The sequence below is a fragment of the Paracidovorax citrulli genome, from assembly GCF_900100305.1.
Classification (GTDB): Bacteria; Pseudomonadota; Gammaproteobacteria; order Burkholderiales; family Burkholderiaceae_C; genus Paracidovorax; species Paracidovorax citrulli.
The window spans coordinates 96660-118492 of sequence record NZ_FNEY01000012.1; the positions used below are offsets into that span (position 1 = coordinate 96660).

At 68.6% G+C, this 21833-nt stretch carries 21 protein-coding genes and 1 tRNA gene; 10 read left to right on the top strand and 12 right to left on the bottom strand.

The features are described from left to right. Positions 1–10: 10 nt before the first annotated feature. From lpxD to BLR99_RS10400, 6 genes are read left to right on the top strand one after another with little or no spacing between them, the layout of a single operon-like run. Entirely contained in the window at positions 11–1012 is a 1002-nt protein-coding gene (gene lpxD / locus BLR99_RS10375; RefSeq protein WP_011794963.1) for a UDP-3-O-(3-hydroxymyristoyl)glucosamine N-acyltransferase, read from the top strand. After that, a complete protein-coding gene (fabZ, locus tag BLR99_RS10380) occupies positions 1009–1449 on the top strand; it encodes a 3-hydroxyacyl-ACP dehydratase FabZ (protein ID WP_011794964.1) in 441 nt (146 codons plus the stop codon). Before lpxD ends, fabZ begins: the two co-directional genes overlap by 4 nt. 20 nt (positions 1450–1469) lie before the next feature. Next, on the top strand, positions 1470–2258 hold the full coding sequence (gene lpxA / locus BLR99_RS10385; protein ID WP_011794965.1) for an acyl-ACP--UDP-N-acetylglucosamine O-acyltransferase: 789 nt from the start codon (positions 1470–1472) through the stop codon (positions 2256–2258). Positions 2259–2274: 16 nt separating this feature from the next. Beyond that, positions 2275–3426, top strand: coding sequence for a lipid-A-disaccharide synthase (lpxB, locus tag BLR99_RS10390; RefSeq protein WP_046060067.1), 1152 nt, complete (start codon positions 2275–2277; stop codon positions 3424–3426). Continuing rightward, positions 3395–4117, top strand: a complete 723-nt coding sequence (gene rnhB / locus BLR99_RS10395) for a ribonuclease HII (protein ID WP_011794967.1) — start codon at positions 3395–3397, stop codon at positions 4115–4117. The genes lpxB and rnhB overlap by 32 nt, the downstream gene beginning before the upstream one ends. Continuing rightward, positions 4114–4896, top strand: coding sequence for a TrmH family RNA methyltransferase (locus BLR99_RS10400; protein ID WP_017438885.1), 783 nt, complete (start codon positions 4114–4116; stop codon positions 4894–4896). The genes rnhB and BLR99_RS10400 overlap by 4 nt, the downstream gene beginning before the upstream one ends. A 34-nt stretch (positions 4897–4930) precedes the next feature. On the opposite strand, the gene BLR99_RS10405 is transcribed toward BLR99_RS10400, so the two are convergent. The 3 genes from BLR99_RS10405 to BLR99_RS10415 are packed head-to-tail and all read right to left on the bottom strand — an operon-like array spanning position 4931 to position 8791. Beyond that, entirely contained in the window at positions 4931–6064 is a 1134-nt protein-coding gene (locus BLR99_RS10405; RefSeq protein WP_011794969.1) for a CaiB/BaiF CoA transferase family protein, read from the bottom strand. Then, the gene (locus BLR99_RS10410) at positions 6057–7037 is read right to left on the bottom strand and encodes a Bug family tripartite tricarboxylate transporter substrate binding protein (RefSeq protein ID WP_017438884.1); all 981 of its coding nucleotides are present in this window, start codon (positions 7035–7037) and stop codon (positions 6057–6059) included. The genes BLR99_RS10405 and BLR99_RS10410 overlap by 8 nt, the downstream gene beginning before the upstream one ends. A 38-nt stretch (positions 7038–7075) precedes the next feature. Beyond that, positions 7076–8791 carry an acyl-CoA dehydrogenase family protein gene (locus BLR99_RS10415; RefSeq protein WP_011794971.1) on the bottom strand — a complete coding sequence of 572 codons (1716 nt, stop codon included), beginning with the start codon at positions 8789–8791 and terminating at the stop codon, positions 7076–7078. Positions 8792–8893: 102 nt separating this feature from the next. Here BLR99_RS10415 and BLR99_RS10420 point away from each other — a divergent pair, with 102 nt between their 5' ends. After that, the gene (locus BLR99_RS10420) at positions 8894–9817 is read left to right on the top strand and encodes a LysR family transcriptional regulator (protein ID WP_017438079.1); all 924 of its coding nucleotides are present in this window, start codon (positions 8894–8896) and stop codon (positions 9815–9817) included. Positions 9818–9855: 38 nt separating this feature from the next. Here the strand turns inward: BLR99_RS10420 and BLR99_RS10425 are convergent. The 7 genes from BLR99_RS10425 to BLR99_RS10455 all read right to left on the bottom strand — a co-directional run bounded on the left by BLR99_RS10425 (position 9856) and on the right by BLR99_RS10455 (position 17753). Beyond that, a tRNA-Thr gene (locus tag BLR99_RS10425) sits at positions 9856–9931 on the bottom strand. A gap of 11 nt (positions 9932–9942) precedes the next feature. Continuing rightward, positions 9943–10950: a class 1 fructose-bisphosphatase gene (locus BLR99_RS10430; protein ID WP_011794973.1), complete on the bottom strand. Its 1008-nt coding sequence runs from the start codon at positions 10948–10950 to the stop codon at positions 9943–9945. A 52-nt stretch (positions 10951–11002) separates the two neighbouring features. Then, complete coding sequence (pepN, locus tag BLR99_RS10435; protein ID WP_017438078.1) at positions 11003–13714, bottom strand: aminopeptidase N; 2712 nt, start codon at positions 13712–13714, stop codon at positions 11003–11005. Between the two features lie 60 nt (positions 13715–13774). Continuing rightward, positions 13775–14368, bottom strand: a complete 594-nt coding sequence (locus tag BLR99_RS10440; RefSeq protein WP_011794975.1) for a DUF4276 family protein — start codon at positions 14366–14368, stop codon at positions 13775–13777. Further along, entirely contained in the window at positions 14365–15594 is a 1230-nt protein-coding gene (locus BLR99_RS10445) for an AAA family ATPase (protein WP_011794976.1), read from the bottom strand. Before BLR99_RS10445 ends, BLR99_RS10440 begins: the two co-directional genes overlap by 4 nt. 7 nt (positions 15595–15601) lie before the next feature. Then, a protein-coding gene (gene prfB, locus BLR99_RS10450) for a peptide chain release factor 2 (RefSeq protein WP_096912838.1) occupies positions 15602–16706 on the bottom strand; the annotation gives its coding sequence in 2 pieces (ribosomal slippage) (positions 15602–16624 and positions 16626–16706; 1104 coding nt in all). Positions 16707–16988: 282 nt separating this feature from the next. Further along, complete coding sequence (locus tag BLR99_RS10455; protein ID WP_011794978.1) at positions 16989–17753, bottom strand: DNA-formamidopyrimidine glycosylase family protein; 765 nt, start codon at positions 17751–17753, stop codon at positions 16989–16991. Positions 17754–17825: 72 nt separating this feature from the next. Between BLR99_RS10455 and BLR99_RS10460 the strand changes: the two genes are divergently transcribed. Genes BLR99_RS10460 through plsY form a run of 3 tightly spaced genes read left to right on the top strand, consistent with a single transcriptional unit; the run spans position 17826 to position 20075 of the window. Further along, positions 17826–18887: an aldo/keto reductase gene (locus BLR99_RS10460; RefSeq protein WP_011794979.1), complete on the top strand. Its 1062-nt coding sequence runs from the start codon at positions 17826–17828 to the stop codon at positions 18885–18887. Continuing rightward, a complete protein-coding gene (gene ybaK, locus BLR99_RS10465) occupies positions 18884–19387 on the top strand; it encodes a Cys-tRNA(Pro) deacylase (RefSeq protein ID WP_011794980.1) in 504 nt (167 codons plus the stop codon). Before BLR99_RS10460 ends, ybaK begins: the two co-directional genes overlap by 4 nt. A gap of 55 nt (positions 19388–19442) precedes the next feature. After that, positions 19443–20075 (top strand): glycerol-3-phosphate 1-O-acyltransferase PlsY, encoded by a 633-nt coding sequence (gene plsY / locus BLR99_RS10470; RefSeq protein WP_017438076.1) that lies wholly within the window; start codon positions 19443–19445, stop codon positions 20073–20075. On the opposite strand, the gene BLR99_RS10475 is transcribed toward plsY, so the two are convergent. Together BLR99_RS10475 and BLR99_RS10480 are read right to left on the bottom strand one after the other, a co-directional pair. Beyond that, positions 20076–21125, bottom strand: a complete 1050-nt coding sequence (locus tag BLR99_RS10475; protein WP_011794982.1) for an HD-GYP domain-containing protein — start codon at positions 21123–21125, stop codon at positions 20076–20078. It abuts the gene before it with no gap. A 14-nt stretch (positions 21126–21139) separates the two neighbouring features. Then, on the bottom strand, positions 21140–21829 hold the full coding sequence (locus BLR99_RS10480; RefSeq protein WP_228193845.1) for a retropepsin-like aspartic protease family protein: 690 nt from the start codon (positions 21827–21829) through the stop codon (positions 21140–21142). Positions 21830–21833 lie beyond the last annotated feature (4 nt).

Below are 21833 nucleotides of genomic sequence, written 5' to 3' on the forward strand. Positions count from 1 at the left end.
GGCATCCTGCGTGAGCGTGCGTCTCAGGCAGATTGTTGAGGCGCTGGGCGGAACGATCGAAGGAGGCGGCGGCGACGTCGAGATTCTTCGCATCGCCCCGCTCGAATCGGCGGAGCCGGGCGACCTGGCCTTCCTGAGCAATCCGCGCTACCGCCAACAACTGGCCGCCTCCCGGGCGGCCTGTGTCATTGTGGCTCCCGCGATGCGCGAGGAAGCGCTGGCGCGCGGCGCGTGCATCGTGGCGGAGGATCCCTACGCCTATTTCGCGCGCGCGACGCAGCTCTGGAAGCGACTGCACGGCCGCACGCCCGCTGCGGGCGTCCATCCGTCCGCAGTGGTGGATCCGGACGCCTTCGTCGATCCCTCGGCGCACATCGGCCCGCTCTGCGTGGTCGAGCGCGGCGCGCGCATCGGCGCAGGCACGGTGCTGACCTCGCGCATCACCGTGGGCGAAGGCTGCCGCATCGGCGAGCGCTGCCTGCTGCACCCGGGCGTGGTGATCGGCGCGGACGGTTTCGGCTTCGCGGCCGAGGGTGGCGCCTGGACCAAGATCGAGCAGCTCGGCGCCGTGCGCATCGGCGACGACGTGGAGATCGGGGCCAACACCTGCATCGACCGCGGGGCGCTGGACGACACCGTCATCGAGGACGGCGTCAAGCTCGACAACCTCGTGCAGATCGGCCACAACGTGCACATCGGGCGGCACACGGCCGTGGCCGGCTGCACCGGCGTGTCCGGCAGCACGCGCATCGGCGCCCGCTGCATGATCGGCGGCGCGGCGATGATCCTCGGGCATCTGGAGATCGCCGACGGCGTGCAGGTATCGCCCGGCACGGCCATCACGCGCTCCGTCCTGAAGCCGGGGCTCTACTCCGGCATGTTTCCCTTCGACGAGAATGCGAAGTGGGAAAAGAACGCGGCCACGCTGCGCCAGCTCCACGGGCTGCGCGCGCGCATCATGGCCCTCGAAGAACAGATACGAAAAGACGGTCCCACCGCACATATCCAATGATGGACATCCACCAAATCCTCAAGCTCCTGCCGCACCGCTATCCCTTCCTGCTGGTGGACCGTGTCGTCGAACTCGAAAGGGGCGAGCGCATCCAGGCGATCAAGAACGTCACGATCAACGAGCCGTTCTTCACCGGGCATTTCCCGAACCGGCCGGTCATGCCCGGCGTGCTGATGCTGGAAGCCCTCGCCCAGGCGGCGGGCCTGCTGTCCTTCGACATGATGGGCGAGGCCCCTGGCGACGACAAGGTGTTCTACTTCGTCGGCATCGACGGTGCGCGTTTCAAGCGGCCCGTGGAGCCTGGCGACCAGCTCATCCTCGACGTGAAGCTCGACCGCATCAAGGGCGGCATCTACAAGTTCGGCGGCGTGGCGCGCGTGGGCGACAGCGTGGCCTGCGAAGCCGAGATCATGTGCACCATGCGGACCGTCGCCTGAAGGGCTGAGGGCGCGGGACCATGAGCAGCATCCATTCCACGGCCATCGTCGATCCGGGCGCCGAGCTGGACAGCTCGGTCACCGTCGGCCCCTATGCGGTCATCGGCCCCAAGGTGCGCATCGGGGCCGGGACGAGCGTCGGGCCGCACTGCGTCATCGAGGGCCGCACGACGATCGGGCGCGACAACCGGATCTTCCAGTTCGCCTCGCTCGGCGCGATTCCGCAGGACAAGAAATACGCCGGGGAAGACACCTGCCTGGAGATCGGCGACCGCAACACGATCCGCGAGTTCTGCACCTTCAACCTCGGCGTGCCGGGCGCGGGGGGCGTCACGCGCGTGGGCGACGACAACTGGATCATGGCCTACTGCCACATCGCGCACGACTGCCTGGTGGGCAACCACACCACGCTCTCGAACAACACCACGCTGGCCGGGCACGTCGAGCTGGGCGACTGGGTGACCGTCGGCGGGCTGGTGGGCATCCACCAGTTCGTGAAGATCGGCGCGCACGCGATGGTGGGGTTCGCTTCGGCGGTATCGCAGGACGTGCCCCCCTTCATGCTGGTCGATGGCAATCCGATGGGCGTGCGCGGCTTCAACATCGTGGGCCTGAAGCGCCGCGGCTTCTCCGCGGACCGCCTCGCCGCGGTCAAGCAGATGCATCGCCTGCTGTACCGCCAGGGGCTGACGCTGGAGGCGGCCGCCAAGGCGATCGAGGAGCTTGCGGCCGAGCACCCCGAGGCCGCGGGCGACATCACCCTGCTGCGCGATTTCATCGTCTCCTCGACGCGCGGCATCGCGCGCTGAAGGGAAGCGCGCAGCCATGCAAGACGCCCCTCGCATCGCGATGGTGGCCGGCGAGACGTCCGGCGACCTGCTCGCCGGCCTGCTCCTGGACGGCCTGCACGCGCAGTGGCCGGCGGTGTCCGCGCAGGGCATCGGCGGGCCGCAGATGGAACGCCGGGGCTTCCATTCCCTGTGGCCGAGCGAGCGCCTCGCGGTGCACGGCTACAGCGTCGAGCTGGTGCGCCGCCTCTGGGGCATCGTGCGCATCCGCCAGCAATTGCGCAGCCGCCTGCTCGCGGAGCGGCCCGGCCTCTTCATCGGCATCGATGCCCCGGATTTCAACCTGGGCCTGGAGGCCGACCTGCGCGCCGCGGGCATCAGGACCGTGCATTTCGTCTGCCCGTCCATCTGGGCCTGGCGTGCGGAGCGGGTCCACAAGATCCGGCGCAGCGCCGACCATGTGCTGTGCATCTTCCCCTTCGAGCCCGAACTGCTGGCGCGCCACGGCATCGACGCGACCTACGTGGGCCATCCGCTGGCCCAGGTCATTCCGATGGAGCCCGACCGCCTCGCGGCCCGCGCGCAGCTGGGGCTGGGCGCGGACGACGAGGTGCTGGCCATCCTGCCCGGCAGCCGCTCCGCGGAAGTCGCCTACATCGCCCGGCCGTTCTTCCAGGCGGCGGCACTGCTGCGCCAGGCGCGGCCCGGGCTGAAGATGGTGGTGCCGGCGGTACCGGCGCTGCGCGCGCGCACCGAGCAGATCGCCGCCGAGTGCGGAGTGCGCGATGCGCTGCTGATAACGCCCGGGCAATCCCACACGGTGCTGGCCGCCTGCGACTGCACGCTCATCGCCAGCGGGACCGCGACGCTGGAGGCCGCGCTGTTCAAGCGGCCCATGGTCATCGCCTACCACATGCACCCCATCAGCTGGCGCCTGATGCGCCGCAAGCAGCTGCAGCCCTGGGTGGGGCTGCCCAACATCCTGTGCGGCGATTTCGTGGTGCCCGAACTGCTGCAGGACGCGGCCACGCCGCAGGCCCTGGCCACGGCCGTGATGCAGTGGCTGGACGCACCAGCCGGCCAGCGCGACGCGCTGGCGCGGCGCTTCACCGCGCTGCACGAGGAACTGCGCCGCGATACCCCGAGATTGGCCGCCGATGCGATCCAGAAAATCCTTGCCGCGCGTTGAGCAGGCCCATCTGCCATGGCATCCGCCGGGACTCGTCGCGGGCGTGGACGAGGCGGGCCGCGGGCCGCTGGCCGGGCCCGTGGTGGCCGCGGCCGTCATCCTCGACGAATTGCAGCCCATCGAGGGCCTGGCGGACTCCAAGACACTCACCGCGGCCCGCCGCGAGGCGCTGTTCGACGAAATCCGCGCCAAGGCGCTGTGCTGCAGCGTCGCCGAGGCCACGGTGGAAGAGATCGACACGCTGAACATCCTGCAGGCCACCATGCTGGCGATGCGCCGCGCCGTGGCCGGCCTGCGCCTCAAGCCGGTGCGCGTGCTCGTGGACGGCAACCGCCTGCCGCCGCTGGACGTGCCCGCCGAGGCCATCGTCAAGGGCGACGCGCTGGTGCAGGCCATCTCCGCCGCATCCATCCTGGCCAAGGTCACGCGCGACCGCTGGTGCGCGCAACTGCACGAGGCCTACCCGCACTACGGCTTCGCCTCGCACAAGGGCTATGGCACGGCGGAGCACATGGCGGCCCTGCAGGCCCATGGCGCATGCCCGGAACACCGTCGCTCCTTCGCACCGGTCGCTGCGGCGGTGCAGCGCACCGTGGTCATGCAGGCCACCGCCACCATCGTGACGACCGTGGAAACCACCGTCTCCGTACGCCCCGCGGCGCCCCGGGCCGCGGAAGGGCTGCACGCATGACCGCCGGGCCGACCTTCATCCAGTCGCGCGACAACGCATTCGTGAAGGACCTGCGGCGGCTGGCGCAGGACAGCGGCGCCTACCGCCGCCAGGGCCGCGTCTGGCTCGAGGGCGACCACCTCTGCCGTGCCGCACTGGAGCGCGGCGTGCAGCCGGCCATCGGCGTCTATGCCGAATCCGCCTGGCCGGAGTGGGAGCGCGAATGGGGAACGGCCGCCGCACGCAACGTGGTGCTGGCCGATGCGCTCTGGGCCGACGTGAGCGGGCTGGAATCGCCGGCGCGCATGGGCTTCGTGGTGCCCGTGCCCGAGGCGCCGGTGCTGCAGGCCGGCCTGCCGACCGTGGTGCTGGACCGGCTGCAGGATGCGGGCAACGTGGGGTCCATCCTGCGCAGCGCCTCGGCTTTCGGTTTCCGCCAGGTGGCGGCCCTGAAAGGCACGGCGGGCCTCTGGAGCCCCAAGGTGCTGCGGGCGGGCATGGGCGCGCATTTCGCGCTGCACCTGGTGGAGGGGCTGGCGGTGGACGACATCGACGCGCTGGCCCTGCCGCTGCTGGCCACGAGTTCGCACGGCGGCGACCTGCTGCACCGCGCGCGCCTGCCCTGGCCCTGCGGCTGGATCCTGGGCCACGAGGGGCAGGGCGTTTCCGAGGCGCTGCAGCAGCGCGCCACGCACCTGATCCGTATCGCGCAGCCGGGCGGCGAGGAATCGCTCAACGTGGGGGCGGCGGCGGCCATCTGCCTGCACGCGAGCGCGGCGCACGCGGATTCCTCAGAGTAAGGCCGGTCGTCCTGCTGGCGGCAGGGGCGACGCGCTATGCATCGCGGGGCAGGAAAGCATCTCCCGCCGTGAGCGGCGGATGCCGGTAGGTGGCCGGGGTCCGGCTCAACGCCACCGGGCTTCCCAGGCCACGGTAATCCGCCCCCATTTCGACCACCATCTTCCGGTGCGCGGTGTGCGGGTGCTCCAGCGCCGCGTCTACTTGGAGCACGGGCGCCGCCGGCACGCCCGCGGCCATCAGCCGTTCGACCAGCGGGGCGGCCTGCAGGGCCTGCGTCGCGTCCTCCAGCAGCGGTTTCAGTTCCGAGCGGTGGCGCGATCGGTCTCCCGCCCGCGCGAAGCGCGGATCGTCCGCCAGTTCCGGACGGCCTATGCAGCGGCAGAAGGCCGCGAACTGGCGGTCGTTGCCCACCGTGACGAAGACCGGCTCGCTGGCGGTGCGCAGCGTGTCGTACGGATAGATGTTGGGGTGGGCATTGCCGCTGCGGCCCGGTACGCGTCCGTCCATGAACCAGTTCGCCGCATGCGGATGCAGCAGCGAGAGGCCGCTGTCGTAGAGTGCCGCCTCCACGAGCTGGCCCCGGCCGCTGCGCTGGCGCTCCTGCAGGGCGAGCAGCACGCCGATGACGGCATGCAGCCCCGTCACCATGTCCACCACCGGCAGGCCGACGCGCAACGCGCCGCCGCCCGATTCGCCGTTGACGCTCATGATGCCGGCCATGGCCTGCACCGCTGCGTCGTAGCCCGGCAGGCCGCCCAGCGGGCCGTCGCTGCCGAAGCCGCTCACGCGGCACCAGACCAGGCGCGGGAAACGCCGCGACAGCTCGCCATATCCGATGCCCCAGCGCTCCATCGTGCCGGACTTGAAATTCTCCACGAGCACGTCGGCCTGTGCGGCCAGCTCGAGCAGGCGGGCCCGGCCTTCCTCGCTCGACAGATCGAGGTGCTGCACCCGCTTGTTGCGGTTCAGTCCCATGTAGTACGACGCCACGCCGCCCCGGAACGGCGGGCCCCAGGTGCGCGTATCGTCGCCCTCGGGCGGCTCCACCTTGAGCACGTCGGCACCGTGGTCGCCCAGGATCTGGCCGCAGTACGGCCCGCCGAGGATGCGCGAGAGATCGAGCACCCGGATGCCGGCGAGTGCGCCGGTGCCTGCTGTATCAGTCAAGGCGGACTCCCGACTGCTGGACCACCTGCGCCCACTTGGCCGTCTCGTCGGCGATGAAGCGCCCCAGCGCCTGCGGGCGTGTATCGGCCGCGGCTTCCAGCCCCTGCGAGGCGAACAGTGTCTTGACCTTGGCGGTGGAGAGGGCTTGGGCGAATGCCTTGTTGAGGATGGCGATGCGATCGGCCGGCGTACCCGCGGGAGCCACCACGCCGAAGAACACGCTGACGTCGTAGCCCGGATAGCCCTGTTCGGCCACCGTGGGTACGTCGGGCAGGGCCTGCGAGCGCTTCGAGGTCGTCACCCCCAGCGCGCGCAATTTGCCGGCTTTCACATAGGGCTGGGCAGTCAGCACGTCGGTGAAGCTCATGGCGACCTGGCCCCCCAGCAGATCATTGAGCGCGGGTCCGGTGCCCTTGTAGGGGATGTGCAGGAAGTCGGTCCCCGCCACGGAGTTGAACAGCACCCCCGCCAGGTGCGACGATGCCCCGCTGCCCGAGGAGGCGTACGCCAGCTTGCCCGGGTGGGCGCGGCCGTAGGCGACGAGCTCCTGCACGTTGCGCGCCGGCACGCTGGGATGCACCACCAGGATGTTGGGCAGGTAGCCCACCCGGATGACGGGCGCATAGCTCTTGACCGGGTCGTACCCGAGTCTGGCGTAGAGGCTGGCATTGATGGCCAGCGGGCCCGACGTGCCGAACATGAGCGTGTAGCCGTCGGGTTCCGCCCGCGCGACGTATTCGGCGCCGATGTTGCCGTTGGCCCCGGCGCGGTTCTCCACGATCATGGGCTGGCCGATACGGTCCTTGATCTCCGCGGCCAGGGTGCGCGCCATGGCATCGGTCGGCCCGCCGGGCGGGTAGGGGATCACCAGGGTGATCGGCTTGGCCGGGAAGGCGTCCGCAGCGCCCGCGGGCGCCAGGAAAGAGGCCGCCAGCAGGGCGCAGGCTGCGGACATCAGGGTGCGTTTCTTCATCTTGCTTTGTCTCCGTTGTGGTTGTGGGGGCGGATGGCTCAGGCCGTTGCGGCGGCCTCCCGTGCCGCGCCGCGGCGGTCCTGCCATTCGGCAGGCGGCAAGTCGGGCCGCAGCGGATCGCGCGGCAGCACGCGGTGCCACAGCGCCATCCGGGCCCAGTGCATGCGCGCTGCCGAGCCGGTCTTGGCCGCCTCCCAGGCCATGGCGATGGCGCTGGTGCAGTGGTAGAGCGCGGACGCTGCCTGGCGGGCCAGCACCTCGCCGCCGTCGTCCTGCAGCGCTGTTTCGGCCAGTGCGCAGGCGCGCTCGAAGCTGTGGGCCAGGGCAGCGGCGAAGGCCGGGGGCAATGCGGCATCCTCCAGCAGCGCGGCGTTGTGCGCGGACAGCACGGGCAGCGAGCCTTCCCGGCGGATGGCGCGCAGAACGTCCAGCGCGACGATGTTGCTCGTGCCTTCCCAGATCGAGCCCAGGTGCGCGTCGCGCACCAGGCGCGCGTCGCTGAACTCCTCGATGTAGCCGCAGCCGCCGCGCACTTCCATCGCATCTCCGGTCACCTTGCGCGCGTCGCGGCACGCTCGGAACTTGATGAGCGGCGTGAGGATGCGCAGCAGGGCATAGGCATCCTTCTCGCCCGCGTCCGAGCGTGCGAGCGCACGGGCGGTCTGGAACACCATGGTCCGGGCCTGCTCCGCCGGCACGCGCAGCTTGTCGAGCTGGCGGCGCATGAGCGGCATGTCCTGCAGTGCACGGCCGAAGGCACGGCGTTCGGAAGCGACGAATTCGGCCTCGGAGACCGCCCGCCGCATCAGCCCCGCGGCGCGCACGCCGTTGGACAGGCGCGAGTTGTTCACCATGTCGGCCATCTGCACGAAGCCCCGGCCTTCCTCGCCCACGAGATGGGCCACCGCGCCCGCGAGCCGGATCTCGCCGCTGGCCATGGAGCGCGTGCCCAGCTTGTCTTTCAACCGGACGATGCGGTAATGGTTGAGGCTCCCGTCCTCCAGGCGGCGCGGCAGCAGGAAGAGCGATACCCCCTTCAGGCCCTCCGGTGCCCCGTCGATGCGGGCCAGCACCATCGCGAACCCGGCGTCGGGATTCGAGCAGAACCACTTGTCTCCGGTCAGGCGCCAGCTGCCGTCCGCGGCGGGCGTGGCCCGCGTGGCGGTGGCCGCGATGTCGGAGCCGGCACCCTGTTCGGTCATGAACATGGCGCCCTGCGCCAGTTCGTCGAAATCGAGCGACGTGAGGGCCGGCAGATAGCGGGCCAGCAGTTCCGGGCTGCCGAACCTGCGCAGCGTGCGCGTCAGCGAATCGGTCATGGAGACCGGGCAGCACAGGCCGAACTCGGCCTGCACGAAGAGGTAGGTCAGGACGTACTTGACCAGCGCCGGCATGGGGCCCTGCCAGCCCAGCGTTTCCTCGCGGTGGGACATGGCTCCGAGGCCGAACTCGCTGAGCGCCAAACGTTCCATTTCCACGTAGGCCGGATGCTTGACGATGCGCTGGACGTCGAGGCCGGTGCGCGTCCGGTGCTCGAGCACCGGGGGATTCCGGTCGGCGGTGCCGGCCAGGTCATCCAGCAGGCCCCCCGCGAGACCGCCCAGCCGCTCGAAGTGCGGCCGCATGTGGGTATAGAGCGCGTCCGGCAGATAGAGCGCCAGCAGGGACTGCAGTTCGGTGTCGGTGTCGAACAGATTGCGGCCGTGGCCATCCGGAACCGGATGGGAATCGGCCGCCCGGAAAGGCTGCGGCATCGTGGTGTCTCCTTGTCGATTTCCCATTCTTCGCCGCGTGGCCATTCGTATCTAATATCGATTAGGTCTTGCGCCATTCGAAGCTCCTATCGCCATACCGTCATGGAATTGAGGCACCTGCGCTACTTCGCGGTACTCGCGGACGAACTGCACTTCGGGCGCGCCGCGGCCCGGTTGAACATGTCGCAGCCACCGCTCTCGGTGGCCATCCGGCAGCTGGAGGAGCGCGTCGGAGCGCAACTCTTCGAACGGACCCCCAAGGAGGTGCGCCTCACCCCTGCCGGCCGCGCCCTCAAGGCGTCCGCGCGGCGGGTGCTGGCGCAAGCGGAGGAGGCGTTATCCGAAGCGCGCGGCGTGGCTGCAGGGCTCGCAGGCCGGCTGCGCATCGGCTTCGTGGGCGCCATGCTGTACCGCGGACTGCCGCAGGCGCTGGGTGTTTTCCAGCAGCGCCATCCGGGGGTGCGTGTTTCGCTGCAGGAATTGAACTCCGGTGAGCAGATCGGCGAACTGCTGCACGACCGGCTGGACCTGGGCTTCGTCCATACGAGCCGCATGCCGGCGACGCTGCAGCAGCGCCTGCTGGTGACCGAGCCCTTCATGTGCTGCCTGCCTGCGGGGCATCGACTGGCGCGCAGGAAGGTCATCGATCTGCGCGATCTCGCGGGCGAGCCCTTCGTCCTGTTCGCGCGCGCAGTCTCGCCCGACTACCATGCGCGCATCCTGTCGATCTGCGCGAGCGCGGGCTTCCAGCCGGAAATAGGGCACGAGGTCCGGCACTGGCTCGCGGTGGTCTCCCTGGTCTCGCAAGGCCTCGGCGTCGCCCTGGTGCCGCAGGCCATGGAGCATTCACGCCTGCCAGGAGCGGTGTTCCGGCCGGTGGGCCCTGCCGTGGCCCAGTCCGAGGCCTACGCCGTATGGCCCGCGGCACCGGAGAATCCGTTGGTCGGCGATCTGATGGCGATCCTCCTGGCCGGTGGGCCGGCAGGCTCCAGCGGGCGCCGGGAGCACGGTGGCAGTGCTCCATGAAAAAACCCCTGACTCTTGCGAATCAGGGGTTTTTTGTTTGGTGCCGGAGAGATGAATCGAACACCCGACCTTCTCATTACGAATGAGCTGCTCTACCGACTGAGCTACACCGGCGAAGAATTGAATTATATACCGGAATGGTAGCGTGTCACGCGTTCCACTTCATTTTTTGATCCGAGGATCACGCTGACGCGTTCGTGCAACTGCTTCGGCTGGATGTCCAGGATGCGTTCCTTGCCGTTGGTCGCCGCGCCGCCGGCCTGCTCGATCAGCCAGGACATCGGGTTGGCCTCGTACATCAGGCGCAGCTTGCCCGGCTTGTTCGGCTCGCGCTTGTCCCAGGGGTAGAGGAAGATGCCGCCGCGCGTGAGGATGCGGTGCACGTCCGCCACCATGCTGGCGATCCAGCGCATGTTGAAGTCCTTCTCGCGCGGGCCTTCCGTGCCGGCCAGGCATTCGTCGATGTAGCGCTTCACCGGGGCGTCCCAGTGGCGCATGTTGCTCATGTTGATCGCGAATTCCCTGGTATCGGCGGGGATCTTCACGTTCTCCTCCACCAGCACGAACGAGCCCTGCTCGCGGTCGAGCGTGAACATCGCGACGCCGTCGCCCACCGTGAGCACCAGCGTGGTCTGCGGGCCGTAGATGCAGTAGCCGGCGGCCACCTGGCTGGAGCCGGCCTGCAGGAAGTCCTCGGTGGTCACGCCGGGGTGGCCCTCGGGCTTCTTCAGCACGCTGAAGATGGTGCCGATGCTCACGTTCACGTCGATGTTGGAGGAGCCGTCCAGGGGGTCGAACAGCAGCAGGTACTCGCCCTGCGGGTAGCGGTTGGGCACCACGTAGATGCTGTCCATCTCCTCCGAGGCCATGGCGGCCAGGTGGCCGCCCCATTCGTTGGCCTCGATGAGCACTTCGTTGGCGATGATGTCCAGCTTCTTCTGGATCTCGCCCTGCACGTTCTCGCTGGATGCAGAGCCCAGCACGCCGCCGAGGGCGCCCTTGTTCACGGCGTGGCTGATGTGCTTGCAGGCGCGGGCCACCACCTCCAGCAGCAGGCGCAGCTGGGAAGGGATGAGGCCATCGACGCGCTGCTGCTCGACGAGGTAGCGGGTGAGGCTGATGCGTTGTGCCATGTTCGGTGGGATCTCTCGGTTCTTTTTCGAAAGGGGTGTCCGGCCTGCCGGATCAGTCGGCGAGCGCGCGGCCGACCACCTCGCGCACGTCGTTGGACAGGTCGGGCTTCGCCGCCACGCGGGCGATGGCGTCGCGCGCGGCCGTCCGGTAGGGCTCGGCGAGCTTGCTCCAGCGGTCGAGGGCCCGCGCGAGGCGGGCCGCCACCTGCGGGTTCAGCGCATCGAGCTCGATCACGCGGTCCGCCCAGAAGGCGTAGCCCGCGGCGTCCTGGCGATGGAAGGCTCCGGGGTTGGCGCTGCAGTAGCTGAAGATCAGGCTGCGCGCGCGGTTCGGGTTCTTGAGGCTGAAGTCCGGGTGCTTCATCAGCTGCTTCACGGCGGGCAGCACGTCGCCGCCGCGGTCCGGCGCGCCGGCCTGCAGCGAGAACCACTTGTCCAGCACCAGCGCCTCGTCCTTGAACATCGCATGGAAGCGCGCCAGGGCCTGCGCGGCGAGGGGCTGGCCGCTGGCCACCAGGGCGGTCAGCGCGTTGAAGCGGTCGGTCATGTTGCCCGCGTCCTTGAAGCGCTGGTAGGCCTTGCCCGGCCAGACGGCATCACCCGTGCGGCGCGCCGCCAGGCACAGCATCGACAGCGCCATGCCCGCCAGCGCGCGGCGGCCGGAGGAGATCGCGTCAGGGCGGTAGGCGCCGGTGTCGTGGTGCTGCTCCCATGTCCATTCCCAGTCCGCCTGCAGCGCCACGGCCAGTTGCTGGCGCATGGCCTCGCGCACCGCGTGCACGCGCTGCGGATCGACCACGTCGAGCTGCTCGGCGATGTAGCCCTCGGAGGGCAGGGCGAGTACCAGTTCCTTGAAGGCGGCGTCCAGTGCGGGATGGCGCAGCACGTCGCGCATCGCGGCGACGAAGCTCGCCGGCAGCAGTTCCCGCTGCAGCACGCCGTCGGCGGGGACGTCCAGCGACGTGTCGCCGATGGCCTGGATGGCGATGCGCAGCGCGAGGCGCTGGCCGGCCTCCCAGCGGTTGAACGGGTCGGTGTCGTGCGCGAGCAGCGCGAGCAATTGCGCGTCTGTGGCCTCGATGTCCAGCAGCACCGGGGCGCTGAAGCCGCGCAGCAGCGACGGCACCGGCTCCGACGGCACGTTCACGAACGTGTAGGTGTGTACCGGCTCGGTGAGCACCACGGTGCGGTCCGGTCCGCCGGCTTCGGCCTCGCCTTCCAGCTGCAGGGGCAGGGCGCTGCCGTCGGCGCCGAGCAGTCCCAGCGCCACGGGGATCACCATCGGTTCCTTCACGGGCTGGCCGGGTGTGGGCGCGATGCTTTGCTCCAGCGTGAGCGTGTAGGTGCGTGCGCCGGCGTCGTAGGCTCCGCGGGCGCGCACGCGCGGCGTGCCGGCCTGGGCGTACCAGCGCTTGAACTGCGGCAGCAGGCGCGCGAGCTCGCTGTCCGGGTTGGCGTCGGCGATGGCCTGGGCGAAGTCGTCGCACGTCACGGCCTGGCCGTCGTGGCGCTCGAAGTAGAGCTTCATGCCCGCGGCGAAACCGTCGCGGCCGACGAGCGTGTGCATCATGCGCACGACCTCGGCACCCTTCTCGTAGATGGTGACGGTGTAGAAGTTGTTGATCTCGACGTAGCTGTCGGGGCGCACCGGATGCGCCATCGGGCCGGCGTCCTCGGGGAACTGCACGGTGCGCAGCACGCGCACGTCCTCGATGCGCTTGACGGCGCGCGCCGACGGGCTGCCCGAGAGATCCTGGCTGAATTCCTGGTCGCGGAAGACGGTGAGGCCTTCCTTGAGCGAGAGCTGGAACCAGTCGCGGCAGGTCACGCGGTTGCCGGTCCAGTTGTGGAAGTATTCATGGCCCACCACCGATTCGATGTTCCCGAAATCGGCATCCGTGGCCGCGGACTGGCTCGCCAGCACGTACTTCGTGTTGAAGATGTTCAGGCCCTTGTTCTCCATCGCGCCCATGTTGAAGTCGCTGGTGGCGACGATCATGAAGCGCTCCAGGTCGAGCGGCAGGCCGAAGCGCGCCTCGTCCCAGGCGATGCTGGCCATGAGCGAGTTCATCGCATGCTCGGTCTTCTCCAGGTCGCCCGGGCGCACGAAGATCTGCAGCAGGTGGTCATTGCCCGACCGGGCGCGGATGCGCTGCTCGCGCGCCACCAGCTTGCCGGCCACCAGCGCGAACAGGTAGCAGGGCTTCTTGTGCGGATCGACCCACCTGGCGAAGTGCCGGCCGTCGTCGAGCAGGCCCTGGTCCACCAGGTTGCCGTTGGACAGCAGCACCGGGTACTCGGCCTTGTCGGCGCGCAGCGTGACGGTGTAGCTCGCCATCACGTCGGGGCGGTCGAGGAAGTAGGTGATGCGGCGGAAGCCCTCGGCCTCGCACTGCGTGAAGAAGGTGCCCTGGCTCACGTAGAGGCCCGAGAGCTGGGTGTTCTTGGCGGGGCAGCAGGTGGTGAAGATCTCCAGGTCGAACGGCTCGTGGCCCTCGGGCAGGTTCTCCAGCACGAGCTGGCTGCCTTCGAGCTTGAAGGACGTGCCCGCCCCGTTGACCAGCACCCGCGCGAGGTTCAGCTCCTCGCCGTCCAGGCGCAGGGGCGCCGGCGGCACGTCGCCGTTGCGGCGCACGCGCAGGCGGCTGAGCACGCGGGTCTTGGCGGGATCCAGATCGAACGTGAGGTCCACGCTGTCGATCCAGAACGCGGGGGCGGTGTAGTCGGCACGGTGGATGGCCGTGGCGGGTTGTCCTTCACGCATGGGGCGTAATCTCCAGGTTGGGCACGAGCCGTCTCACGGCGGGGATGGGGTAAATGGGGGTCATTGGACGAGGTTCAGGACTGCGCGGTCGAGGCGCTGGAAGCTCGGCGAATGTTGCGCGAGGTGCGTCAGGTTCAACTGTGACGCAATTTTTGCCTGATGCGTGGTGGGTTTGTAGGCCATGCCCTTGGGCTGGGCGGTAGACAGCCAGCCTTTGGCGTCTCTTACACCCTCCGGGTCGGTCGGAAAGGAGGCCTCAGGCGAGATGGCTGGCAGGGCCAAGCGTGTGGTCGCCTCATCGTAGAGGAACAGCGATTCGAATTCCTTTACGATAAAACAGGCCTCGAAAGGATGATCAGCTCGGATGCTATGCGCCATGGTCTTTAGGCTCCGCTCTTCATGCTCGACATCGATGCACCACTCGCAATCGAAATCTAGAACGCACAGTACGGCTGCGTTTTCCAGAATGGCTGCTTCAAAAAAACGATCGAAGTTCGCCTTGACTTTGGGCAGTTCGCCCCGGCGCTGCGGTTTCAACACCTGTACGTCGTAGCGGCCATGGTGTTCAAGGATTCGTCGCAGCAGCACTGGGACTGCGCGCTCGTCGCCTTCGCCTTCCACGATGGGCAGCAGCCTTTGGCGGATCGCGGTCATGGAGCTTCTTCCGGCTGAAGGCCTTCGGCCGCCATGAATTCGCCCAATGTCATGAGACCGCGCTGCACCGCCTCTCGCTGCGACTCCTTGATGGGGGCGATGTGCGTGACGCCGTCCTGCATTGTGACGATGCGGATGTTGTCTGGCTCAAAATGCTCAATCAATTGCGGACTGTGCGTGGTGACGACGACCTGCGTTAGCTCCGCCACTTCTTTAAAGGCTTCGGCGAGCATGGAAAGAACTGCCGGATGGACAGTTTGCTCGGGTTCCTCTATCACGATCAGGGAGGGCGTGGGCGCCTGGTACAGCGAGAGCAGGATGCCAAAGACTCGCAGCGTGCCGTCAGATAGCTGAGCCGGATCGAATTGCCGCTCCGTTGCCCCGTTCTTACCGAAGCGGAAAAAGGGAATGAGGTAGCTACCCACGGGCGTGACCGCCACATCCCTGAAATCGGGCAGCACCACACGCATCATTTCGTAGATGCGCTCCAGCACCTGACGGCCTTCTTCCGTGCGTTGTGCGGATCGGATGACGGAGACCCAGTTGCTGCCGTCTTCACGCAGGCTCGTATCTGCGTGCAGGGTAGTGACTTGCCGCAGGATGTTGGGATAGAGCGAGGAAAATCTCCAGCGCAGGATGTGCCGCTCTAGCGGCTTCCCCAATTCATCGAGGCCGACCATCCTGGTCTCCTCCAGCAGGGCGCCTAGCGCCAAGCGCTGCGTATCTTCGATGGTGAAGGGGGTATTGGGGGAGATGTTTTTCCTCAGGATCTGGCCCGCTCCATCCCGGGTGAAACCAAGTTCGTACACTTCCCAATCCCATACCTGCTGCGACTCGTCCTGCGGGAAGAGTTCTTCGTGGTGGTAGGCTGCATCCTCGCTTGCCACACGGTAGTTGCCATCGGCGGCGCTGTCGATTTTCAACACATAGTGCGCATGCCGATTCGCATTCTTCTTGAAAGACTGCGTGGCATGGATACCGATTTCCACCAAACCGGTTATGTCTGCTTCTCCGCTGTGCTGGCGCAGGCGACCAATACCGCCGCGCGCTGCGACGGCATGGTCCAATCCATCCCGCACGGCATCGCGCAGGAACTCCAGCGTGCGCACGAAGTTGGTCTTGCCCGTCGCGTTGGGGCCTACTAGCACCGTCACACCAGGAGACAGGTCTACGCCCACGTCTTCCAGACTGAAACAATGGCGTGCCTCCACGCGAGTCAGCTTCATGGTGGCCTCAGACGCCCTGCTTGAGGGAAGCTTCGATAAACACGTCGAGGTCGCCGTCCAGCACCTTCTGGGTGGCGGAGACTTCGACGTTGGTGCGCAGGTCCTTGATGCGGCTGTTGTCGAGCACGTAGCTGCGGATCTGGTGGCCCCAGCCCACGTCGGTCTTCGTGTCTTCCAGCTTCTGCTGCTCTTCCATGCGCTTGCGCATCTCGAAGTCGTAGAGGCGGGAGCGCAGGCGCTGCCAGGCGACATCGCGGTTGCTGTGCTGGCTGCGGCCGTCCTGGCACTGCACGACGATGCCGGTCGGGATGTGCGTCAGGCGCACGGCCGAATCGGTCTTGTTGATGTGCTGCCCGCCCGCGCCCGATGCGCGGAAGGTGTCGGTGCGCACGTCGGCCGGATTGATGTTGATCTCGATCGAGTCGTCGATCTCGGGATAGACGAACAGCGAGGCGAAGCTCGTGTGGCGGCCGCCGGAGGAATCGAAAGGGCTCTTGCGCACGAGGCGGTGCACGCCGGTTTCCGTGCGCAGCAGGCCGTAGGCGTACTCGCCTTCGATCTTGATCGTCGCGCTCTTGATGCCGGCCACGTCGCCCGGGGTCTCGTCTTCCACCGTGGCCTTGAAGCCCTTGCGCTCGGCGTACTTGAGGTACTGGCGCAGCAGCATGCCGGCCCAGTCGCAGGCCTCGGTGCCGCCGGCGCCGGCCTGGATATCGACGAAGCAGTTCAGCGGATCGGCCTCGTTGCTGAACATGCGGCGGAACTCCAGCTCCTCGATGAGCGGACGCAGCTTGCCGGCCTCGGCCTCGATGGTGAGCAGGCCGGCCTCGTCGCCTTCTTCCTTGCTCATCTCATAGAGCTCGGCGTTGTCCGCCAGCTCGCGCGTGAGCTTGTCGAGCGTGACGACCACCGCGGAGAGCGACTTCTGTTCCTTGCCGAGTTCCTGGGCCTTCTTGGGATCGTTCCAGACGGACGGATCTTCGAGGGAGGCGTTTACCGTGCGCAGGCGTTCGAATTTGGCATCGAAGTCAAAGATACCTCCGTAACTCTTGCGTGCGCTGCGAGAGGTCTTCGAGGGTGGTGCCGATGAGGTTGATGCGTTCTGCGTCCATGGTGTGTCCTGTGTGCGGTTCGTATGAAGTAACCGGCGATTTTGTCATGGGCGCACGACGGCTTCCGCAATGCCCCCTCCGGACGGCGGAACGGGGCACCGGAAGGCGGTGGCGGGGCGGCTTTTCGCACCATCACCAGCGGCGGAGCCGTCGCCGCGGTATCGGCGGCTTCCCACAGCCGGACGTGGTACTGGAGGGTGCGGATGGGCAACCGTTCGCTGCGCGAGGTTCGGAGGGGCTGGTACGTGCGCCGATTATTGGCATGCGGAGCAGGCCCGGCAGTCAAGGCTGGGACAAGGCGGCAGCGCCGAAAAGTTCCTGGCAGCGTTCGCAGTAGTAAGCGATGCGTGCGGTGCGCCCCAGTTTGCGCTTTTCGAAGGGGATATGGCAGCGCGGGCATTCGGACTGCCGGTGGGCCAGCCAGTGGCGCCGCAGCACGCCCTGGCGTTTCCACTCCAGGAACTCGAACGCATATTCCCGCGCCTGCGCCACGAGCTCGCGCAGGCGCGTGGCGGGCAGGGCGCCCACGGGCGAGAGCGGATGCACGCGGATGCGGAAGAGCACCTCGTTCTTGATGATGTTGCCCACGCCCGCGAACACGTCCTGGTCGAGCAGCGCGTCGCAGGCGAGGACTTCCGGGTGGGCCCGCAGGCGCCTGCGGGCGAGCGCGGCGTCCCAGGCATCGGACATGACGTCCGCGCGCCAGTCATAGGCCCCGTCCAGCGGCCCCTCGACCGGCCGGACCGAGCAGGCATAGAAATCGATCGCATGCCCGCCCTCGAAGCCCAGGCTGAGCCGGGCGGGTGCGTCCTTCGGGTCATCGATGCGGAAGGAGCCGAAGAGGAGGAAATGCACGCGCACCGTGCAGCCGCTGTCCAGCTCGAGCAGGAAGTGCTTTCCCCAGGTGCGCACCGAGACGACGCGGCGGCCGGGCAGGGCAGCGGTATCGATGGCGGTGGTGTTGCCCGACGCCCGCTCGATCCTGCGGCCCTCGGCCAGCGGACGGGCGGCTTCCTTGAGCAGGACGAGGGATGGGCCTTCGGGCATGGGGCGGTCTGCGGCGTTCGTGAAAATCCATTATTCTCCCCAGCCACTTTCGCAGCTTGTAGGCCTTATTCCATGCAAAAAGTCACGTTGGGCGCGAGCGCGCTCCAGGTCTCTCCCATCTGCCTCGGAACCATGACCTTCGGCGAGCAGGTGGGTGAAGCCGACGCCCATGCCATCCTCGACCGCTCGCTGGCGGCCGGCATCGACTTCATCGACACGGCCGAGATGTACGCCGTGCCGGCGCGTGCCGAAACCTATGGCGCGACCGAATCCATCATCGGCCGCTGGTTCGCGAAGAACCCGGGCGTCCGTAGCAAGGTCGTGCTCGCCACCAAGGTGGCCGGCCCTTCGCGCGGCATGCCCTGGGTGCGCGAAGGCAAGGGGATGACGGCGGCCGACATCCAGGCCTCCTGCGAGGGCAGCCTGCGCCGCCTGCAGACGGACGTGATCGACCTCTACCAGATCCACTGGCCCGAGCGCCACGTGCCCGCGTTCGGCACCCTGTACTACGACCCGCAGAAGGAAACCTCGGCGACGCCCATCCGGGAACAGCTCGAAGCCCTCGCAAAGCTGGTGCAGGCCGGCAAGGTGCGCTACGTGGGCCTGTCCAACGAGACGCCCTACGGCGTGCACGAGTTCGTGCGTCTGGCCGAGGCGCACGGCCTGCCGCGCGTGGCGACGGTGCAGAACCCGTACTGCCTGATCAACCGCACCTGGGACAACGCGATGGACGAAACCTGCCATCGCCTGGGCGTGTCGCTGCTGGCCTATTCGCCGCTGGGCTTCGGCCTGCTGACCGGAAAGTACGACCAGCACGCACCGACCGACCCGGGTGCGCCGCAGGGTGCGCGCATCGCCCGCTACGAGTCGGTGCGCAAGCAGCGCTGGGGCCGGCCCGAGGCGCTGGCCGCCGCGCGCCGCTACAACCAGCTCGCCCGCGACAACGGCCTGACGCCCACGCAGATGGCGCTGGCCTTCTGCTACCGCAACTGGCGGGTGGCCAGCACCATCATCGGCGTGACCTCCCTGGCCCAGCTGGAGGAGGACATCGCCGCCTGGAACACGCAGCTTTCGCCCGAACTGCTGGCGGCCATCGACGCGATCCGCTGGGACATCCGGGACCCCGCGCTGTGAGCCGCAAGGACCGGGCCGCCGCCCACGTCGGCGAGACGCCGGCCACGCAGTTCCTGCGCCGCCACGGCGTGGCGTTCACCGAGCACCCGTACGAGTACGTGGAGCACGGCGGCACGGCCGAGTCGGCGCGGCAACTGGGGCTGGACGAGCATATGGTCGTCAAGACGCTGGTGATGCAGGACCAGGACGCCCGCCCGCTGATCGTGCTCATGCACGGCGACCGCAAGGTCTCCACCAAGAACCTGGCGCGCCAGATCGGCGCCAAGTCGGTGGAGCCATGCAAGCCGGAGGTGGCGAACCGCCACAGCGGCTACCTCGTCGGCGGTACCTCGCCCTTCGGCACGCGGCGCGAGATGCCGGTGTACGTGGAGGAGACCATCCTGGAGCTCCCGCGCATCGCCATCAATGGCGGGCGCCGCGGCTTCCTGGTGCAGCTCGATCCCGCGGTCTGCGTGCAGACCCTGGGCGCCCGGACCGTGCAGTGCGCGCTGGCAGAATAGCCGGCCCGTGCGCGGCGGCCGACGCCGCGCTCCGCTCCACCACAAGGACACGATCTTGACCGCCGCCTATTCCCTCCTGGCCACGCTCGCCGCCTACCTGCTGGGCTCGCTCTCCTTCGCCGTCATCGTGAGCCGCGCGATGGGGCTCAGCGATCCGCGCACCTACGGGAGCAAGAACCCGGGCGCCACCAACGTGCTGCGTTCGGGCAGCAAGGCGGCCGCGGTGGTGACGCTGCTGTTCGACGCGCTCAAGGGCTGGCTGCCGGTGGTGCTGGCCCAGGCGTTCGGTCCCCGCTACGGGCTGGGAGAGGGGACGGTCGCGCTCGTGGGGCTGGCCGCTTTCCTGGGGCATCTCTGGCCGGTGTTCTTCCGCTTCGAAGGAGGCAAGGGCGTCGCGACGGCCCTGGGCGTGCTGATGGGCGTGAGCGTGTGGCTGGGCCTGGCCACGCTGCTCACCTGGATCATCATCGCGTTCTTCTTCCGCTATTCGTCGCTGGCCTCTCTGGTGGCCGCGGTCTTCGCGCCGCTCTACTACGTGCTCGGCGGCGGCGTGGCCTGGTATGCCGAGCCGCCGGTGGGCGTGGCCATCACCGCCATGTCGGCGCTGCTGGTCTGGCGCCACCGCGAGAACATCCGCCGCCTCGTCGCCGGCACCGAATCGCGCCTGGGTAGGAAGAACAAGTCCTGATCAGCGCGGTGCGCCGGGGGCGCCCACCAGCCCCACGATGCCGCGGTACTGGCGGGCGGCATAGAGCCCGAGGCGCACCAGCAGGCGGTGGTCCAGTTCCACCTGCACGGCCGAGCGCGCCAGGGCCGACTGGATGCGCGGGCGTCCCGTGGCGGTCTGGTGCAGCGCGGGCTGGCGCCTCTGCTCTCCCTGGCGGTCGATCACGCTGGCCACCAGCGGAGAGTTGATCTTCTCGCTGCGGCGCAGCACCAGCGCGGTCTCGCCGTTGTCCAGCCGCACGAACGTGCCCGGCGGGCACAGCCCGACGGAGCGCACGAGCGCATACGTGACCTCGTCGCGGCGCTCGTCGTCGTGGCCCACGATGGCGCGCACCGAATCCGTGGCGCTGCGCCCCGCCCGGGACTTGCGGGGGCTGATCATGGCCGCGTAGCGGTCGATCGTGCCCAGGATGCGGGTGAGCCGCCGTGCCGCCGGCAACGTGGAGAGCGATCCCGCATCCCCCTCGGCGAGCGGCGCATGGTGGTGTCCCACCACCTCGAGCCACAGCGTGTCGCCGATGCCCAGCTGCTCCAGCAGGATCCGGCTGCGCCGGGGATGTTCGTCGATGGCTTTCTGCTGGGTGGCCGACGGGCGCTCCCGCTGGTTGGCCAGTTCGTCCTGCAGCGCCGTCATGCCGATGTTCATCGTCATGGCCGCGCGCACCAGGCTGTCGCGTTCGGCGGGCGGCAGCTTCAGCTCGTGCGCGAGGATGTGGCAGAGCGTTCCGCAGACCAGCGCGTGCGAGGCGCTGTAGCCCACGCTGGAGGTGGCCGCGAGCTGGAACATCAGGTAGAGCGCCGCATCCGTGTCGTGTGCGACGAGGTCCTGCAGCCAGGCGTCGCACTGGCGCATCTTGGCGGCGAAGCCCACCACGCTGCCGGGCCGCGAGAGCAGGACGGACAGCGCGGATTCCAGGTCGGACCACAGGCCGAGCAGGTCCTCGTATTCGCTGTCGGGGCCCTCCGCATGCAGCGCCGCGGGGCGGGATGACGAAGGCGGCGGAAAGGGCATGGCGTTAACAGGCCCTAGTGCCGCTTTTCCAGCACCAGCCGGTCGCCCGACCGGCTCATCTGGAATTCGTTGAGGGCGCTGTTGCCCAGCAGCACGTAGGGCATGCCCTGCGGCGTGACGATGGCGTCCACGCCGAACAGTTCCACGTCGCCCAGCCGCAGGGAGTCGAGCCGCAGGCGCCAGCCGCGGGCCGTGCCGTTGGCGGTGCCTATCGCCACGGGCTGGCCGCCGCGGTAGTCCAGGCCCAGGCGATCGGCATCGGGCTGGCCGATGGCCACCGTGCTCGCGCCCGTGTCCACGAGGTACTGCATGCTGCGGCCATTGACCGTGCCGGTGCCCATGAAATGCCCGCGGCCGTCGGCGATGAGCACCACGGTGCGCCCCGTGCCCGCGCCCCGGCTGCCGACGCTCACCGGCGCCTCGCCCAGCCGGACGGTGCGGCGTCCGGCGGAAGTTTCCAGCACGGCATCGTCGCCGCCGACGGACACCACCTTCACGCCGCCGAGCGATTCGCCCGCGGCCAGCGCGCGGGGCGCTCCGCCATCCACCACCAGCAGTGCCTTGGCGCCCAGGATGCCCGTGAGCGCGATCGTCTGGGACGCGGCCGGCAGCGGCGCGAGCCATGCCAGCGCGCAGGCGACGGCGCACGCCCGCACCATGCGCGGCGCCAGGGCCTGGGCGGGGGCGTCGGGCAGGGGGAACATGGCG

Excerpts from the sequence above, each read along its gene's own strand:
- BLR99_RS10415 (WP_011794971.1), bottom strand. The coding sequence starts at position 8,791 with ATGCCGCAGCCTTTCCGGGCGGCCGATTCCCATCCGGTTCCGGATGGC.
- BLR99_RS10460 (WP_011794979.1), top strand. The coding sequence starts at position 17,826 with ATGCAAAAAGTCACGTTGGGCGCGAGCGCGCTCCAGGTCTCTCCCATC.
- BLR99_RS10475 (WP_011794982.1), bottom strand. The coding sequence starts at position 21,125 with ATGCCCTTTCCGCCGCCTTCGTCATCCCGCCCCGCGGCGCTGCATGCG.
- lpxB (WP_046060067.1), top strand. The coding sequence starts at position 2,275 with ATGCAAGACGCCCCTCGCATCGCGATGGTGGCCGGCGAGACGTCCGGC.
- fabZ (WP_011794964.1), top strand. The coding sequence starts at position 1,009 with ATGATGGACATCCACCAAATCCTCAAGCTCCTGCCGCACCGCTATCCC.
- BLR99_RS10445 (WP_011794976.1), bottom strand. The coding sequence starts at position 15,594 with ATGAAGCTGACTCGCGTGGAGGCACGCCATTGTTTCAGTCTGGAAGAC.
- BLR99_RS10430 (WP_011794973.1), bottom strand. The coding sequence starts at position 10,950 with ATGGCACAACGCATCAGCCTCACCCGCTACCTCGTCGAGCAGCAGCGC.
- BLR99_RS10440 (WP_011794975.1), bottom strand. The coding sequence starts at position 14,368 with ATGACCGCGATCCGCCAAAGGCTGCTGCCCATCGTGGAAGGCGAAGGC.
- rnhB (WP_011794967.1), top strand. The coding sequence starts at position 3,395 with ATGCGATCCAGAAAATCCTTGCCGCGCGTTGAGCAGGCCCATCTGCCA.
- pepN (WP_017438078.1), bottom strand. The coding sequence starts at position 13,714 with ATGCGTGAAGGACAACCCGCCACGGCCATCCACCGTGCCGACTACACC.
- BLR99_RS10420 (WP_017438079.1), top strand. The coding sequence starts at position 8,894 with ATGGAATTGAGGCACCTGCGCTACTTCGCGGTACTCGCGGACGAACTG.
- BLR99_RS10480 (WP_228193845.1), bottom strand. The coding sequence starts at position 21,829 with ATGTTCCCCCTGCCCGACGCCCCCGCCCAGGCCCTGGCGCCGCGCATG.
- BLR99_RS10455 (WP_011794978.1), bottom strand. The coding sequence starts at position 17,753 with ATGCCCGAAGGCCCATCCCTCGTCCTGCTCAAGGAAGCCGCCCGTCCG.
- BLR99_RS10400 (WP_017438885.1), top strand. The coding sequence starts at position 4,114 with ATGACCGCCGGGCCGACCTTCATCCAGTCGCGCGACAACGCATTCGTG.
- BLR99_RS10410 (WP_017438884.1), bottom strand. The coding sequence starts at position 7,037 with ATGAAGAAACGCACCCTGATGTCCGCAGCCTGCGCCCTGCTGGCGGCC.
- lpxA (WP_011794965.1), top strand. The coding sequence starts at position 1,470 with ATGAGCAGCATCCATTCCACGGCCATCGTCGATCCGGGCGCCGAGCTG.